The sequence below is a fragment of the Mesorhizobium sp. M0848 genome (assembly GCF_040319805.1).
Lineage (GTDB): Bacteria > Pseudomonadota > Alphaproteobacteria > Rhizobiales > Rhizobiaceae > Mesorhizobium.
On sequence record NZ_JAMYOM010000006.1, the window covers coordinates 120,633 to 136,479 of the forward strand.

Here is a 15,847-nt window from a genome sequence, read left to right on the forward strand (position 1 = left end):
GATCTCCCGGCGCGCTCAGCTCAGTTCGATGGCTTGGCCGCGGCGTAGATGACGATCTTTCCGGGATTGTCGAATTCGACGGCGAGGACATCCTGCGCCTGCACGCGCCGCGATTCGATGGCGTTGAACAGCAGCGCGTTGGCCTCGATCTCCTTGCGCAGCTCCGTGATGTCGTCTTGATGCTGCTTGACCTTGCTTTCGATCTCCGGCGGCGGGCCGCCTTCGCTGCGCGCGGCGTCGGTGAGGAACACGATGTCGACCTTGTCGAGCTTGGACGTCTTGCGCACCGTACCGATGTTTTCACGCGTGCGGTCGATCGCCGTGTTGACGCTGCGGGCTTCGGCGGTGGCCTTGGCCTCTTCCTGCTTGACGTGCGAGCCGACGATGCGGTTGACGGTCTCCGTGCTTTCCAGCCCTTGCGCTTTCAATCCGGCAACAGACCCTGCCGCCGCCAAGAACGCCGTGGCGGCGACTGCCTGCATTCTGGTCAAGAAAGAAGTGATCGCCATCGCTCGCTCCTGAGAGAAGTCGTTTCGGGGCGCGGGTTAGCGCGAAAAGAACAAAACGAATCCCGCCCGGCGAAGGTTCCTTTCCCGATGCGGCCGGCAGGCCGGATGCCGGCCCGCCGTGCCGTCTCGTCAGCTCGCCTTCTTGGTGATCAGGGTCAGTGCGCCATTGGGTTCCATGCTGGCGGCGACGACTTGCGCCGAACTGAGCCCCTTGGCTTCCAGCGCCGACTTCACCTTGGGCGTGGCGTCGATCGAGCTGCGCAGTTTCTTCAGGCCGTCATCGCCACGCTGGGCGATCACCTGGTTGACCTGCGTCTGGGTGTCCTTCGGCAGCTCGGTGATGTCGACGATGTTGACGCTCTGGATCGTCGGCACCGCAGGCTGAGCCTGGGGCGTGGCTGGAGCAGGCGTTGCCGGCGCCGGAGCGGGCTGTGGCGCGGGTTGCTGCTGGGCACCCGCGGCGCCCGCCAGCATCAGGCTGGCAGCAGCGGCAAGAATTATTGTTTTGCGCATGGATTTTCCTTTCCATCGATTGGCAAACGGTCGGTCTGGGGTGACCCCCTAACCTCAACCGCCAAATGGGATCAGAAGGTGTCGCCCAGCGGGTCATTGCGTGACCATAGGATGGCAGCAATGTGCAGCCGCGCTTCAATCCCACCGCATTTCGGCAAACCGCATTTCAGGAGCAATCGCTGATGGCCAGAATTACCCGCGCCGCCTATGCGCAGATGTATGGCCCGACGGTCGGCGACAGAGTGCGCCTTGCCGACACCGAACTGTTCATCGAGGTCGAGAAGGATCTCACCATCCTTGGCGAAGAGGTGAAATTCGGCGGCGGCAAGGTGATCCGCGACGGCATGGGCCAGAGCCAGGTTTCCAGGGCGCAAGGCGCCGTCGATACCGTCATCACCAACGCGCTGGTGATCGATGCTAGCGCAGGCATCTTCAAGGCCGACGTCGGCCTCAGGGACGGGCGCATCACGGCCATCGGCAAGGCCGGCAATCCGGACACGCAGGATGGCGTCACCATCATCATTGGTCCCGGCACCGAGATCATCGCCGGCGAGGGCAAGATCCTGACCGCGGGCGGCTTCGATGCGCATATCCACTTCATCTGCCCGCAGCAGATCGAAGAGGCGCTGATGTCAGGCATCACCACTATGCTCGGCGGCGGCACCGGTCCGGCGCACGGCACGCTGGCCACCACCTGTACGCCGGGGCCATGGCACATGGCCCGCATGATCCAGTCCTTCGATGCCTTCCCGATGAACATCGGCCTGTCGGGCAAGGGCAATGCCTCGCTGCCCGCAGCCCTCGAGGAAATGGTGCTGGGCGGCGCCTGCTCGCTGAAGCTGCACGAGGACTGGGGCACGACGCCGGCGGCGATAGACTGCTGCCTGTCGGTCGCCGACGACTATGACGTGCAGGTGATGATCCACACCGACACGCTGAACGAATCCGGCTTTGTCGAGAACACCGTCGCGGCTATCAAGGGCCGCACCATCCACGCCTTCCACACCGAGGGCGCCGGCGGCGGCCACGCGCCCGACATCATCAAGGTCTGCGGCCTGCCCAACGTCATCCCGTCCTCGACCAACCCGACGCGGCCCTACACGGTCAACACGCTGGCCGAGCATCTCGACATGCTGATGGTCTGCCATCATTTGTCGCCGTCGATCCCCGAAGACATCGCCTTTGCCGAAAGCCGCATCCGCAAGGAAACCATCGCGGCGGAAGACATTTTGCACGACATCGGTGCCTTCTCGATCATCTCATCGGACAGCCAAGCCATGGGCCGCGTCGGCGAAGTGGCGATCCGTACCTGGCAGACCGCCGACAAGATGAAGCGCCAGCGCGGCTCGCTGCCGCAGGAGACCGGCAACAACGACAATTTCCGCGTCCGCCGCTACATCGCCAAATACACGATCAACCCGGCCATCGCGCATGGACTGTCGAAAGACATCGGCTCGATCGCGGCGGGCAAACGCGCCGACCTGGTGCTGTGGAACCCGGCCTTCTTCGGCGTCAAGCCGGACATGGTGCTGATCGGCGGCATGATCGCCGCCGCCCCGATGGGCGACCCCAACGCCTCGATCCCGACGCCGCAGCCGATGCACTACCGGCCCATGTTCGGCGCCTATGGCAAGGCAAGGACCAACTCGTCGGTGACCTTTGTTTCGAAAGCCGCGCTCGAATCAGGCCTGCACGGCAGGCTTGGCGTCGACAAGCAGTTCGTCGCCGTTGAAAACACCCGCGGCGGCATCGGCAAGCATTCGATGGTGCTCAACGACGCCACGCCGCATGTCGAAGTCGACCCGGAAACCTACGAGGTCCGTGCCGACGGTGAATTGCTCACCTGCGAACCGGCGACGGTGCTGCCGATGGCGCAGAGGTATTTTCTGTTTTGAAGCGGCGATTCGACCGGGCGAGCCTTATCCGTTGCAGCCCTTGGTGGGAGGCAGCAATATGCGGCCGACCACCAGTTGCATTGTGATCGAGCATGGCCACCGAAATCGCTTCCGCCCACGACATCTTCCCGCATATCCGCATCGTCATGGGCATGGTGATCGGGCTTGGCGTCGCCCGCCTGCTGTCGGGGGTGGCGCGGATCGTCCAGCATCCCGGCCAATACAAGCTCTATCCCGTGCATCTGGCCTGGGTCGTCTCGGTGCTCCTGATGCTGGTGCATTTCTGGTGGTGGGAGTTCGGCCTCTACGCCATCGAAACCTGGACCTTCGGCAAGTATCTGTTCATCATCTTCTACGCGATCACGCTGTTCCTGCTGTGCGCGCTTTTGTTTCCCGATTCGATGCTGGACTACACCAGCTACGAGGATTTCTTCTATTCGCGCCGGGCGTGGTTCTTCGGCCTGCTGGCGGCGACCTATATGCTCGACGTGGTCGACACGCTGCTGAAGGGGCCGGAGCATTTCGCCCGCTTCGGCAGCGAGTACCTGTTCCGCACGCCGGTCTTCGTCGCGCTTTGCATCATTGCGATCCTGGTGCGCGACCGCCGCTTCCATATCGCCTTCGTGACGGCGGCGCTCATCTATCAGATATCGTTCATCCTGCGGCTCTTCGACACCATCGTCTGAACGAACGCGATGGTCTAGCTTGTTGGGGAAAGGCAGGGTTCGACATGTACAAGGCCGTTGGATCGCGCGGATCCCGGGTCAGCCGCGTTCTCTGGATGCTCGAGGAGCTCGGGCAGCCTTATGAATTCGTCGAGGTCAGGCTGCGCTCACCGGAAGCCTATGCGCTCAACCCATCGGGCAAGGTGCCGATCCTCATCGATGGCGAACTGACGGTGACGGATTCGGCGGCGATTTGCGTCTATCTCGCCGACAAGCACGCGGACATGGGCATGAGCGCCAACCCAGGCCTAGCCGGTCGCGCCGAAATGGATTCCTGGATGCATTTTGCGCAGAGCGAGCTTGAAGCGCCGCTGTGGAACAAATTGCGCCATCGCTTCCTGCTGCCGAAGGACGTACGCGTCGATGTCGGTCCTGCGGCGGCTTACGATTTTGCCTCGGAGCTGAAGGCGCTGGAGCGGCGGCTGGGCGACAAACCGTTTGCGCTGGGCGCTCGGTTTTCCGCCGTCGACGTGCTGCTCGGCGACATGGGCGGCTGGGCGCGTGCCGGCCGGTTTGAGATCGAGTCCGAACGCGTCAACGCCTATTTCGACCGCGTGCTGGCGCGGCCTGCGCGTGTGCGGGCACAAGCAAATGGAGGATCCATGAAATGAAGCTCAACCTCAACACCGACTTCACCAAATTCCCGCGCGCCGTCTCCGTGCTGTCCGCCGGCAATGCCGGAACCACCCTACCGTCCGGCCGGGCCATTCTCGCCCATGACGAACGCCATCTGCGCCGCCGCGCCATCGAGCTTGCCGACGGCAGCAAGGTGCTGGTCGACCTGCCCGAGCCCGTCGCCTTGAACGATGGCGACCGTCTGGTGCTGGAGGATGGCGGCCATATCGAGATCATCGCGGCGCCGGAAGAGGTCTACGACATCCGCGCCCGCGACGGCGTGCATCTGGCCGAGCTCGCCTGGCACATCGGCAATCGCCATCTCGCGGCGAGCATCGAGGCCGGGCGCATCCTCATCCTGCGCGACCATGTCATCAAGGCGATGCTGGAGGGGCTGGGCGCCACCGTGACCGACGTGTCCGAACCGTTCAAACCGGTGCGCGGTGCCTATTCCGGCCATGATGGGCAAAGCCATGATCACGGCCATGCGCATGCGCACAGCCACGCGGAAGCGCACAGCCATTCTCATGGCGAAGCGCATTCCCATTCGCACAGTCATGCCGGCCATCGCCACGATCATGACTGACCAGCCTTCGAACATCGCCCTGCTGCGGCTGATGGCGTGGCTGTCGCCTGCCTTTCCGGTCGGCGGCTTTTCCTACAGCCATGGTCTCGAGCGCGCGGTGCATGACGGGCTGATTGCCGATGCCGACAGCCTCGCCTGCTGGCTGGAAACGCTGGTCGAGATGGGCTCCGGCTGGAACGATGCCGTGCTGTTCGCCGAGAGTTGGCGCCGCGCGCGCAACGCAGGCGATCTCGATGAAGTAGCGGCACTCGCGGAGGCGCTGGCCGGCTCGCGCGAACGCCACACCGAAACCATGCTGCAGGGTGCGGCCTTCCTCAAAGCGGCGGCGGCCTGGCCAAATCCAGTGCTGGAGCGCTTGCCGGCTGAATGCGCCTATTGCGTCGCCGTCGGCGCCATTGCCGGCGGCAACGGCATCGGGCTTCAGGACGCGCTGTCGGCCTTCCTGCAAACCTTCTTCTCCAACCTCGTGCAGGCAGCGATCCGGCTTGGCATCGTCGGCCAGAGCAAAGCCACAGCTCTGTTGGCCGGCTTCGAGCCACTGGCCCTGGCGACCGCGACCCGCGCCGCGCGCTCGACACTCGACGATCTCGGTGGCTGCGCCTTCGTTTCCGATGTCATGGCGATGAAGCACGAAACCCAGTATTCGCGATTGTTCCGTTCATGATCCTTCTCGCCTTCTCGCTTTCGACCGTTCTACTCCTGATTACCGCGCTGCACGCCTATTGGGGCCTTGGCGGCAACTGGCCGGGCCAGGATGCGGCCTCCTGCGCTCACGCCGTCGTCGGCTTTCGCGGCATCGATGAGATGCCGACGCCGTTCGCCAGTTTCGCCGTCGCCGCGTGCCTGTGCCTGGCGACGCTGTGGCCGCTTGCGCTCATAGGCGTCTTTGCCTCGCCCTTCCCCCAGGAGGGGCTCGCCGCCACCTCGCTGCTCATCGGTCTGGTGTTCCTGGGACGCGGCATAGCCGGCTTCACGCCGTGGTGGCGGCGGCTGACGCCGGAACAGCCTTTCGCGCGGCTCGATGTCCGCTATTATTCGCCGCTGTGCCTGTTGATCGGGCTCGGCTTTGCCATCCTCGCCATCACGGAGTTTCCGACATGACACAGACAAATGGTCCGCTGCGCGTCGGCATTGGCGGCCCGGTCGGTTCGGGCAAGACGACGCTGACCGAAAAACTGTGCAAGGCGCTGCGCGACGAGTTTTCCATCGCCGTCGTCACCAACGACATCTACACCAAGGAAGACGCCATGATGCTGGCGCGGCTGCAGGCGCTGCCCGAGGACCGCATCATGGGTGTCGAGACCGGCGGCTGCCCGCACACCGCCATCCGCGAGGACGCGTCGATCAATCTGCAGGCGATCGCGCAGATGAACAGGAAATTCCCGGATCTCGACATCGTCTTCATCGAATCCGGCGGCGACAACCTCGCCGCCACCTTCTCGCCCGATCTCGCCGACCTGACGCTCTATGTCATCTCGGTTTGCCAGGGCGAGGAGATCCCGCGCAAGGGCGGGCCGGCAATCACCCGCTCCGATTTCCTGGTGATCAACAAGAGCGACCTTGCTCCTTACGTGAACGTCAACCTCGATGTCATGGAGAGCGACGCCGGCCGCATGCGCGGCAAGCGGCCGTTCGGCTTCACCGACCTGTCGCGCGGCAAGGGGCTGCAGGAGGTGATCGATTTCATCATCGAGCATGGCGGCCTGCGAGCCGGCGCTGCCGCTGCCAGCACGGCGGCGTGAGACAGCTATCCCTGCACCAACCAAAACCGGTTGCGGGGATCGACTGGCCACGGCATTCTTGCCGAAACCGGAGGATTTTTCGATGAGCCTTGCCCGTCTGCAAAAGGAAACGCTGACCAACCTGCCCTACTATGAGGAGCGCGTCGATCTCGCCTGCGCCTTCCGCTGGACGGCGCGGCTCAACATGCACGAGGCTGTGGCCAATCATTTCTCGCTGGCCGTCAATGATGGCGGCACACAATTCCTGATGAACCCCAACCAGGTGCATTTCTCGCGCATCAAGGCGAGCGACCTTCTGATGATCGATGCCAACGATCCAGAAACGCTCTCCGGCCCCAATGCGCCCGACCCGACGGCGTGGGGGCTGCATGGCGCCATCCATCGCAATGTGCGTCACGCGCGCTGTGTCATGCATGTGCACTCGATCCACGCCACGGTGCTGGCATCGCTCGCTGACTCGACATTGCCGCCGATCGACCAGAATTCGGCGATGTTCTTCAATCGCCATGTCGTGGACGCGCATTATGGCGGGCTGGCCTTCGAGGAGGAGGGCGAGCGCTGCTCGCAGCTTCTCGTCGATCCCAAGGTCAAGGTGATGGTGATGGGCAATCACGGCGTGCTGGTCATCGGCGATACGGTCGCCGATGCCTTCAACCGCATGTTCTATTTCGAACGCGCCGCCGAGACCTACATCAAGGCGCTTTGGACCGGCCGCCCGCTGCGCACGCTGTCAGATGCGATCGCCGAAAAGGCCGCGAGCGAGATGGACGACTATCCCGGCCAGGCCGAACGCCATCTCAGCGAATTGAAGGCGATCCTCGACGAGCAGGAACCGGCCTACCGGAACTGATTGCCTTACAGGCCCAGTTCAGCCCGCAATTCCTCGGCGCTGTTGATGACGACGGCGCCGGGCGGTCCGCCCATCGGCGTTTCCGGCCAGAAGATCGTCTTCATGCCCGCCGCCAGCCCTGCCATGGCGCCCGGCCAGCTGTCGTCGATCGCCACGGCGTGCGCGGGGTCGACGCCGGCCAGATACGCGGCGCGCAGGAACGGCTCGGCATGCGGCTTGCCTTCGCGCACATCGTTGCGGCTGATCGTCTTCATGCCGGGGTAGATCAGGCCGACCATGCTCAGATTGGCGTCGACGATCATCCGGTCCGAATTCGAGACCACGGCCTGCTGGATGCCTCTTGCACGCAGCTCGTTGAAGATCTCGATCGCGCCGGGGCGCGGCTTCAGGCTCTCCACCAGCGGCAGGTAGTGTTCGTATTTGCGCACGATCCAGTCGTCGAAAGGCAGGTCCAGGCCGAACTCGTCGCGCATCATCTCGTAGACCGGCCAGGCGGCAACGCCGAGCACGCGCTCATGCAGATCGTCCGGCGGGACAAGGCCGACATTGCGCATCGCCGCCATCAGGGCTGCTTCATGCAGCGGTTCGCTGTCGACAAGCGTGCCGTCCATGTCCCAGAAAACCGCTTTCGGCATCATGTGAGGCTCCTTTTTGCCATCCCTTAAAGGGTTTGAGCCGGGAGATAAACCTTCGGAGCGCAAGAACCTGCCGCCTGCCGAGACCGCGGCCAAGTCTCTTTGGCGACAGAGACTTCGTGGGAGAAGAAAAACTGGGCCGTGCTTACGTCGATGAACAGCAAGCAATTGCTCCCGAGATTGACAATTGCGCAGTTGGCCGTTCCCTGCGAAAGTGGGGCATGGGCCGCTCTCACAACCGGCGGTCTCGGGAGGCAGGACTTTGAATAGCCGGCAGGATGGTGGCAGCAACAGGCTGGACGATGCGGCGCGCGCCGGCTGGCTTTATTATGTTGCCGGCAACACACAGGACCAGATCGCTTCGACGCTCGGCATTTCGCGGCAGACGGCGCAGCGGCTGGTATCGCTGGCGGTGTCGGAGGGCTTGATCAAGGTTCGCGTCGACCATCCGATCGCCAACTGTCTCGATCTGGCGGCACGGCTGAGATCGCGCTTTGCGCTCGATCTGGTCGAGGTGGTGCCGAGCGACCCCAATTCGTCCTCGACCACGATCGGCATCGCCGAGGCGGCTGCCGCCGAGATCGAGCGGCGGCTGCGGTCGCCGACCCCGATCGTCATGGCGATCGGCACCGGTCGCACGCTAAAGGCGGCGATCGAGCAGCTGCCGCCAATGGAATGCCCGCAGCACAAGGTGGTGTCGTTGACCGGCAACATCTCGCCGGACGGCTCGGCCGCCTTCTACAACGTCATCTTCACCATGGCCGACAGGGTCAAGGCGCGCTCCTTCCCGATGCCGCTGCCGGTCATCGCCTCGTCGCCGGAGGAGCGCGAGATGCTGCTCAACCAGCCGATGATCCAGCCGACGCTGGCGCTGGCGGCGGAAGCCGACGTCACCTTCATCGGCATCGGCGATCTCGGCCCCAAGGCGCCGCTCTACGAAGACGGCTTCATTTCGGAGAGCGAATTGAAGGCGCTGCAGAAGGCCGGCGGCATCGCGGAGATCGTCGGCTGGGTGTTTGATAGGGAGGGCCGCATGATCGAGGGCATCACCAACGACCGGGTGTCGTCGGCTTCGCTACCGTCACGCGAGAAATCGCTGGTCATCGCACTGGCCATGGGCGAACGAAAGCTGCCAGGCATCCTAGCGGCCGCGAACCGGCGGCTGATCAACGGCCTCATCACCGATGAACGGACCGCCGCCGCCCTGCTGGCTGGCATCTGACCGGACCCACAACCGGTTTGCGATAAGGCCAACCGCACTAGCCGTGCCGCCCGAAAGGGTCGTTGCCATCGAGAAACCCGAGATCGCGCTGCAGATGCGGCGACAGGTCCCTGATATCGAGATGTGCCCGTTTTTTGGTCGCGAACCAGCCGAATCCATCCGTCAGCCACGAAAACCAGCGGTGATCCGGTGCGGGAGTGCATTTTTGCTGCGCCATGGTCATGATCGTCAACCTTCGCTATCCTGGACCCGAATGACGGGTTGACTGGGAATGTCGGTCTTGCCGGCGGTCTTTGCCAATCGAACATCGATCATGATCCATAAGGAGGCCTTATGCCGGACCTCGGCTCGCGACAGGTTTCGCCACTCCCGCCGCTGCAGGCGATCCGGGTGTTCGACGCGGTGGCGCGGCATCTTTCCTTCACCAAGGCCGCCGGCGAACTCGCCATGACGCAAGCGGCGGTCAGCTATCAGATCAAGGTGCTGGAGGAGCGTGTCGGCGCGCCGCTGTTCCTACGCCGGCCGCGGCAGATCGTGTTAACCGAGGCCGGGCAGCGCCTGGCACCTGCGGTCAGCGAGGCCTTCGCCATCCTTGGCCAGGCCTATGCCGCGGTGCGTGGCGGGGCCGACGGCTTGCTGTGCGTCACGACGGTGCTGACATTCGCCTCGAACTGGCTCGCGCACCGGCTGGGGTCGTTCCAGATCGCCCATCCGTCGCTGGCGGTGCGGCTCGAAACGTCGAGCCGCCTGACCGACTTTGCCCGCGAGGATACCGATATCGCCATCCGCTCGGGCGGCGGCAAATGGCCGGGCCTGGAAGCGCACAAGCTGCTCGATGCCGACTTCACGCCGATGCTGAGCCCGAAACTCGCGGCGACCATCGGCGGCGTCAGGGAACCGGCCGACCTCTTGCGGCTGCCTATCCTCGATCCCGGCGACATCTGGTGGACGGAATGGTTCTCGGCTGCTGGCGTGCACTCGCACGATCTTGCCAAGCGGCCCGGCAGCAGCATGGGCGCGCAGGCCTATGAGGCCAATGCGGCGATCGCCGGTCATGGCGTCGCGATCCTGACCAGGGCGCTGTTCAAGGCGGAACTCGCGGACGGGCGCCTGATCCAACCTTTCGATCTGGTTGGCGACGACGGCCATGCCTATTGGCTGGTCTATCCCGAGGCGCGCCGCAACGTGCCGAAGATCCGTGCCTTCCGCGACTGGCTGCTGGCCGAGATCGCCTGCTGACCGGCAAGCTTCCGGGCTGCACCTGGTTCTCGCAGATCTATCCGCTGTTGCCTCACTGTTGCGGCCGGGACGATCCTCGCCCTGGCAATTTCCGCTCGTCCCGGCCTGCGGTTTGCCCGGGTGCTGCGCTGCAGCATCGAATCCGGCTTGACATAATTCACGCCAAGTGAGTAATTGCCCAAAGCCAAGGCAAATGCTCATCTTGGTTCAAGGGAGGAATTTGATGAAACTTCGCACGCTCACCCTGGGCTTGTTGTCGGCCAGCACGCTTGCGTTCGCCGCACATGCCGAATCCATCACCATCGCCACCGTCAACAATGGCGATATGGTCCGCATGCAAAAGCTGACCGAGGACTTCACCAAGGCGAACCCCGACATCCAGCTCAACTGGGTTACGCTCGAAGAAAACGTGCTGCGCGAGCGCGTCACCACCGACATCGCCACCAAGGGCGGCCAGTACGACGTGATGACCATCGGCACCTATGAGGTTCCGATCTGGGCCAAGCAGAGCTGGCTGCTGCCGCTCGACAAGCTCGGCGACGACTACGACGCCAAGGATATCATCCCGGCCATCGCCGGCGGCCTTTCGGTCGACGGCAAGCTCTATGCCGCGCCCTTCTACGGCGAAAGCTCCTTCGTCATGTACCGCAAGGACCTGATCGAGAAGGCCGGACTGAAGATGCCCGACGCGCCCACCTGGGACTTCATCAGGCAGGCCGCCGACAAGATGACCGATCGCGCCAATGGCGTGAACGGCGTGTGCCTGCGCGGCAAGGCCGGCTGGGGCGAGAACATGGCTTTCCTGACCGCCATGTCGAACTCCTTCGGGGCGCGCTGGTTCGACGAGAACTGGAAGCCGCAGTTCGATCAGCCGGAATGGAAGAACACGCTGCAGTTCTATGTCGACCTGATGAAGGCCGACGGCCCTGAGGGTGCGTCCTCCAACGGCTTCAACGAAAACCTGGCGCTGTTCCAGCAGGGCAAATGCGGCATGTGGATCGACGCCACCGTCGCTGCGTCCTTCGTCTCCGATCCCAAGGCATCGCAGGTCGCTGACAAGGTTGGATATGCGCTGGCACCCGACAATGGCCTGGGCAAGCGCGGCAATTGGCTGTGGGCATGGTCGCTGGCGATCCCCGCCGGCACGCAGAAGGCCGATGCCGCCCAGAAATTCGTCTCCTGGGCGACCAGCAAGCATTATGCGGAACTCGTCGCTTCGAAGGAAGGCTGGGCCAACGTTCCTCCGGGCACGCGCTCCTCGCTCTACGCCAATGCCGAATACCAGAAGGCGGCTCCGTTCGCCAAGATGACGCTGGACTCCATCAACGCCGCCGATCCGACGCATCCGACCGTCAAGCCGGTGCCCTATGTCGGCGTGCAGTTCGTCGCCATCCCTGAGTTCCAGGGTCTTGGCACCACTGTCGGCCAGCTCTTCTCGGCGGCTCTTGCCGGCCAGTCGAGCGTCGACGATGCCCTGAAGCAGGCCCAGGACGCTGCCACCGCGGCAATGACCGAAGGCGGATACATCAAGTAAGGCTCCTCCCGGCGCCGAATGCCGGTCGCCTCCTGACCGGCAACGGCCGCCCGAATTCCCAGTTCGGGCGGCCGCCTTTAACGCCTTTTGAAAATTCCGTCTGACCAGTGAAGGGTGACCGTCATGGCTACTCAGCAGACCCGTTCGCTTGCCCGTTTCATGATGGCGCCATCCGTGGTGCTGCTGTTCGTCTGGATGATTGTGCCGCTGGTCATCACCATCTGGTTCTCCTTCCAGCAGTACAACCCGCTCAATCCGATCCGCGACGGCTTCGTCGGCTTCTCGAACTACGCGCTGTTCTATTCCAACCCGGCCTTCCTGCAATCGATCCTCAACACGCTCACCTTGGTGGTCAGCGTGCTCCTGATCACGGTGATCGGCGGCATCCTTCTGGCGCTGCTGATCGACCAGCCGATGTGGGGCCAGGGCATCGTGCGCATTCTCGTCATCTCACCGTTCTTCGTCATGCCGCCGGTGGCCGCACTGGTCTGGAAGAACATGATCATGCACCCGCAATACGGGGTGTTCGCCGATATAGCCCGCTTCTTCGGGGCCCAGCCGATCGACTGGTTCGGGCAGCATCCGATGCTGGCGATCATCATCATCGTCGCCTGGCAATGGCTGCCTTTCGCGACGCTCATTCTCTTGACCGCGTTGCAGTCGCTCGACGGTGAGCAGAAGGAAGCTGCCGAGATGGACGGCGCCGGCTTCATCAGCCGTTTCATCTATCTGACGCTGCCGCACATGTCGCGCGCCATCACGGTCGTCATCCTGATCCAGACGATCTTCCTCCTCTCCGTCTATGCCGAGATCCTCGTCACCACCAATGGCGGCCCGGGATACGCCTCCACCAACCTGCCCTTCCTCGTCTACCAGAAGGCGTTGCTGGAGTTCAAAATCGGCCAGGCATCCGCCGGCGGTGTGATCGCCGTCATTCTCGCCAACATCGTTGCCTTCTTCGCCATGCGCGCGGTCGGCAAGAACCTGGACAAGTAAGGGAGGCTACGATGGCACGCTCAGTCACCACCCAGCACAAGACGATTGCGACAGTTGCCGCCTGGATTGTCGCCCTGCTGATCTTCTTCCCGATCCTCTACACGATCATCACCTCGTTCAAGTCGGAGCAGGAAGCCATCCAGGGTTTCAGCATCATCCCGTCGGGAACGTTCGAGAGCTATGCCGAGGTTCAGGCGCAAAGCGGCTACTTCAAGTTCTTCTTCAACTCGGTGCTGCTCTCGGTCGGCTCGACCATCTTGGCCCTGCTGGTCGCCATACCGGCGGCATGGTCGATGGCCTTCTCGCCGACCAAGCGGACCAAGGACATCCTGATGTGGATGCTGTCCACCAAGATGATGCCCGCGGTCGCGGTGCTGTTCCCGATCTACCTGATCTTCCGCGACACAGGACTGCTCGACAGCCGCATCGGCCTGATGATCATGCTGATGCTGATCAACCTGCCGATCGTGGTGTGGATGCTCTACACTTATTTCCGCGAAATACCGGGAGAGATCCTGGAAGCGGCACGCATGGACGGCGCCTCGCTGTGGAACGAGATCGTCTATGTGCTGACGCCGATGGCGGTGCCGGGCATCGCCTCGACGATGCTGCTCAACATCATCCTGGCCTGGAACGAGGCGTTCTGGACAATCCGGCTGACGACGACGGAAGCCGCACCGCTGACCGCCTTCATCAGCTCGTTCTCCAGCCCGCAAGGCCTGTTCTGGGCCAAGCTTTCGGCCGCCTCGACGCTGGCCATCGCGCCGATCCTGATCATGGGCTGGTTCAGCCAGAAGCAGTTGGTGCGCGGCCTGACATTTGGTGCGGTCAAATAATTGGTGGTGCGGTGAAATAACGGAATTGTTCGAAGCAATCGGCAGAAATAACCCCTCGGGGAGGAAATCATGGGAAACATCACGCTCAAGAACGTCTCCAAATCCTTCGGAGCGACGTCCATCATCCCCGGTCTCGACCTGGTGATCGAGAATGGCGAGTTCGTCGTCTTCGTCGGCCCGTCGGGTTGCGGCAAGTCAACGCTGCTGCGCCTGATCGCCGGGCTCGAGGACACCAGCGGCGGCTCCATCAACATCGACGGCCGCGACGTCACCGGCGAGGCACCGGCCAAGCGCAAGCTGGCCATGGTGTTCCAGTCCTACGCGCTCTATCCGCACATGACGGTGGCCAAGAACATCGGCTTTCCGCTGAAGATGGCCGGTGAGGACAAGGCGACCATCGACAAGAAGGTGGGAGACGCGGCGCGCGTGCTCAACTTGACCAACTATCTCGAACGCCGGCCCGGCCAGCTTTCCGGCGGCCAGCGCCAACGCGTCGCCATCGGCCGCGCCATCGTGCGTCAGCCGACCGCCTTCCTGTTCGACGAACCGCTGTCCAACCTCGATGCGGCACTGCGCGGCACCATGCGGCTGGAGATCAGCGAGTTGCACCATCAGCTCAAGACCACCATGATCTACGTCACCCACGATCAGGTCGAAGCCATGACCATGGCCGACAAGATCGTCGTGCTGAACGCCGGCAACATCGAGCAGGTCGGCTCGCCGATGGAGCTCTACAAGACGCCGAAGAACCTGTTCGTCGCCGGCTTCATCGGCTCGCCGAAGATGAACCTGATAGAAGGCGCGCCGGCTGCCAAAAACGGCGCCAAGACCATCGGCATCCGTCCCGAGCATCTGGAGATCTCGACCACGGCGGGCGAATGGAAAGCCACTGTCGGCGTCGCCGAACATCTCGGCTCCGACACCTTCCTGCACGTCCAGTCCGATGGCGTCGGTCCGCTGACAGTGCGCGCCGACGGCGAACTCGCCGTCCGTCACGGCGACACCATCTATCTGACAGCGGACAAGGCCAAGCTGCACCGCTTCGGCGCCGACGGAAAGGCGATGTGAGCATGAGACTGGCCGGCAAATCCGCGCTGATCACGGGTTCGGCCCGCGGCATCGGCAGAGCCTTCGCCGAAGCCTATGCCGGCGAAGGCGCAACCGTCGCCATCGCCGACATCAATCTCGAGGCGGCGCAGAAGACAGCCGCCGAGATCGGCGGCAAGGCCTATGCGGTCAAGCTCGACGTCACCGACCTCGCCTCGATCGAAGCGGCGGTGAAAGCCGTCGAGACGAAGACCGGTGGCCTGGATATCCTGATCAACAACGCCGCCCTGTTCGACCTGGCGCCGATCGTCGAGATCACCAAGGCAAGCTACGACAAATTGTTTTCCGTCAATGTCGCCGGCACGCTGTTCATGCTGCAGGCTGCCGCCCGCTCGATGATCGCCGCTGGCCGGGGCGGCAGGATCATCAACATGGCGAGCCAGGCCGGACGCCGCGGCGAGGCGCTGGTCGGCGTCTACTGCGCCACCAAGGCCGCCGTCATCTCGCTGACCCAGTCGGCGGGGCTCGACCTCATCAAGCACCGCATCAACGTCAACGCGATTGCCCCTGGCGTGGTCGACGGCGAGCACTGGGATCACGTCGATTCGCTGTTCGCCAAATATGAAAACCGGCCGAGGGGCGAGAAGAAGAAACTGGTCGGCGAGGCGGTGCCCTATGGCCGCATGGGCACGGCGCAGGACCTTACCGGCATGGCGGTTTTTCTCGCCAGCGCCGACGCCGAATACGTCGTCGCCCAGACCTACAATGTCGACGGCGGCCAGTGGATGAGTTGAGGGCGGGGGACGGCCTCTGCTCCTCGTACCTCCGCGAGGAGCAGAGGCCGACATCAGCGGGCGCGTAGCAAGTGCCACCCCTTATCCTCTCCCCGACCGGGAGAGGAGC

Annotated in this window: 19 protein-coding genes; 15 read left to right on the forward strand and 4 right to left on the reverse strand. The window is 63.5% G+C overall.

Annotated elements, in window-relative coordinates; genetic code table 11:
* Nucleotides 1-20: 20 nt before the first annotated feature.
* Nucleotides 21-509 carry a hypothetical protein gene (locus NKH95_RS08575; protein WP_352440555.1) on the reverse strand — a complete coding sequence of 163 codons (489 nt, stop codon included), beginning with the start codon at nt 507-509 and terminating at the stop codon, nt 21-23.
* Between the two features lie 129 nt (nt 510-638).
* Nucleotides 639-1,022: a hypothetical protein gene (locus NKH95_RS08580; protein WP_352440556.1), complete on the reverse strand. Its 384-nt coding sequence runs from the start codon at nt 1,020-1,022 to the stop codon at nt 639-641.
* A gap of 182 nt (nt 1,023-1,204) precedes the next feature.
* Between NKH95_RS08580 and ureC the strand changes: the two genes are divergently transcribed.
* The 8 genes from ureC to NKH95_RS08620 all read left to right on the forward strand — a co-directional run bounded on the left by ureC (nt 1,205) and on the right by NKH95_RS08620 (nt 7,435).
* Nucleotides 1,205-2,917: an urease subunit alpha gene (ureC, locus tag NKH95_RS08585; RefSeq protein WP_502895176.1), complete on the forward strand. Its 1,713-nt coding sequence runs from the start codon at nt 1,205-1,207 to the stop codon at nt 2,915-2,917.
* Between the two features lie 92 nt (nt 2,918-3,009).
* Nucleotides 3,010-3,603, forward strand: coding sequence for a hypothetical protein (locus NKH95_RS08590; protein WP_023810694.1), 594 nt, complete (start codon nt 3,010-3,012; stop codon nt 3,601-3,603).
* A 44-nt stretch (nt 3,604-3,647) separates the two neighbouring features.
* Nucleotides 3,648-4,253 carry a glutathione S-transferase family protein gene (locus NKH95_RS08595; protein ID WP_023810695.1) on the forward strand — a complete coding sequence of 202 codons (606 nt, stop codon included), beginning with the start codon at nt 3,648-3,650 and terminating at the stop codon, nt 4,251-4,253.
* The gene (gene ureE / locus NKH95_RS08600) at nt 4,250-4,843 is read left to right on the forward strand and encodes an urease accessory protein UreE (protein ID WP_023810696.1); all 594 of its coding nucleotides are present in this window, start codon (nt 4,250-4,252) and stop codon (nt 4,841-4,843) included. The genes NKH95_RS08595 and ureE overlap by 4 nt, the downstream gene beginning before the upstream one ends.
* Entirely contained in the window at nt 4,836-5,507 is a 672-nt protein-coding gene (locus tag NKH95_RS08605; protein WP_023810697.1) for an urease accessory protein UreF, read from the forward strand. Before ureE ends, NKH95_RS08605 begins: the two co-directional genes overlap by 8 nt.
* Nucleotides 5,504-5,944 carry a DUF3995 domain-containing protein gene (locus tag NKH95_RS08610; protein ID WP_352891340.1) on the forward strand — a complete coding sequence of 147 codons (441 nt, stop codon included), beginning with the start codon at nt 5,504-5,506 and terminating at the stop codon, nt 5,942-5,944. The genes NKH95_RS08605 and NKH95_RS08610 overlap by 4 nt, the downstream gene beginning before the upstream one ends.
* On the forward strand, nt 5,941-6,585 hold the full coding sequence (gene ureG, locus NKH95_RS08615) for an urease accessory protein UreG (protein WP_013528407.1): 645 nt from the start codon (nt 5,941-5,943) through the stop codon (nt 6,583-6,585). Before NKH95_RS08610 ends, ureG begins: the two co-directional genes overlap by 4 nt.
* Before the next feature lie 82 nt (nt 6,586-6,667).
* On the forward strand, nt 6,668-7,435 hold the full coding sequence (locus NKH95_RS08620; RefSeq protein ID WP_292338211.1) for a class II aldolase and adducin N-terminal domain-containing protein: 768 nt from the start codon (nt 6,668-6,670) through the stop codon (nt 7,433-7,435).
* A 5-nt stretch (nt 7,436-7,440) separates the two neighbouring features.
* Here NKH95_RS08620 and NKH95_RS08625 read toward each other — a convergent pair whose 3' ends face one another.
* The gene (locus NKH95_RS08625; RefSeq protein WP_352440557.1) at nt 7,441-8,073 is read right to left on the reverse strand and encodes an HAD family hydrolase; all 633 of its coding nucleotides are present in this window, start codon (nt 8,071-8,073) and stop codon (nt 7,441-7,443) included.
* A 259-nt stretch (nt 8,074-8,332) separates the two neighbouring features.
* Between NKH95_RS08625 and NKH95_RS08630 the strand changes: the two genes are divergently transcribed.
* Nucleotides 8,333-9,292, forward strand: coding sequence for a sugar-binding transcriptional regulator (locus NKH95_RS08630; RefSeq protein WP_023810701.1), 960 nt, complete (start codon nt 8,333-8,335; stop codon nt 9,290-9,292).
* Nucleotides 9,293-9,329: 37 nt separating this feature from the next.
* Here the strand turns inward: NKH95_RS08630 and NKH95_RS08635 are convergent, their stop codons facing one another.
* Nucleotides 9,330-9,515, reverse strand: a complete 186-nt coding sequence (locus tag NKH95_RS08635) for a hypothetical protein (protein ID WP_023810702.1) — start codon at nt 9,513-9,515, stop codon at nt 9,330-9,332.
* 110 nt (nt 9,516-9,625) lie between these two features.
* On the opposite strand from NKH95_RS08635, the gene gcvA reads away from it, so the two are divergent.
* The 6 genes from gcvA (at nt 9,626) to NKH95_RS08665 (ending at nt 15,738) form a co-directional block, all read left to right on the forward strand.
* Complete coding sequence (gene gcvA, locus NKH95_RS08640) at nt 9,626-10,531, forward strand: transcriptional regulator GcvA (protein ID WP_023810703.1); 906 nt, start codon at nt 9,626-9,628, stop codon at nt 10,529-10,531.
* A gap of 223 nt (nt 10,532-10,754) precedes the next feature.
* The gene (locus tag NKH95_RS08645; RefSeq protein WP_127297546.1) at nt 10,755-12,065 is read left to right on the forward strand and encodes an ABC transporter substrate-binding protein; all 1,311 of its coding nucleotides are present in this window, start codon (nt 10,755-10,757) and stop codon (nt 12,063-12,065) included.
* A 123-nt stretch (nt 12,066-12,188) separates the two neighbouring features.
* The gene (locus tag NKH95_RS08650) at nt 12,189-13,061 is read left to right on the forward strand and encodes a carbohydrate ABC transporter permease (RefSeq protein WP_013528414.1); all 873 of its coding nucleotides are present in this window, start codon (nt 12,189-12,191) and stop codon (nt 13,059-13,061) included.
* An 11-nt stretch (nt 13,062-13,072) separates the two neighbouring features.
* Nucleotides 13,073-13,897, forward strand: coding sequence for a carbohydrate ABC transporter permease (locus NKH95_RS08655; protein ID WP_023810705.1), 825 nt, complete (start codon nt 13,073-13,075; stop codon nt 13,895-13,897).
* 69 nt (nt 13,898-13,966) lie between these two features.
* Nucleotides 13,967-14,965, forward strand: coding sequence for an ABC transporter ATP-binding protein (locus NKH95_RS08660; protein ID WP_023810706.1), 999 nt, complete (start codon nt 13,967-13,969; stop codon nt 14,963-14,965).
* 2 nt (nt 14,966-14,967) lie between these two features.
* Nucleotides 14,968-15,738, forward strand: a complete 771-nt coding sequence (locus NKH95_RS08665) for an L-iditol 2-dehydrogenase (protein WP_128304237.1) — start codon at nt 14,968-14,970, stop codon at nt 15,736-15,738.
* Nucleotides 15,739-15,847 lie beyond the last annotated feature (109 nt).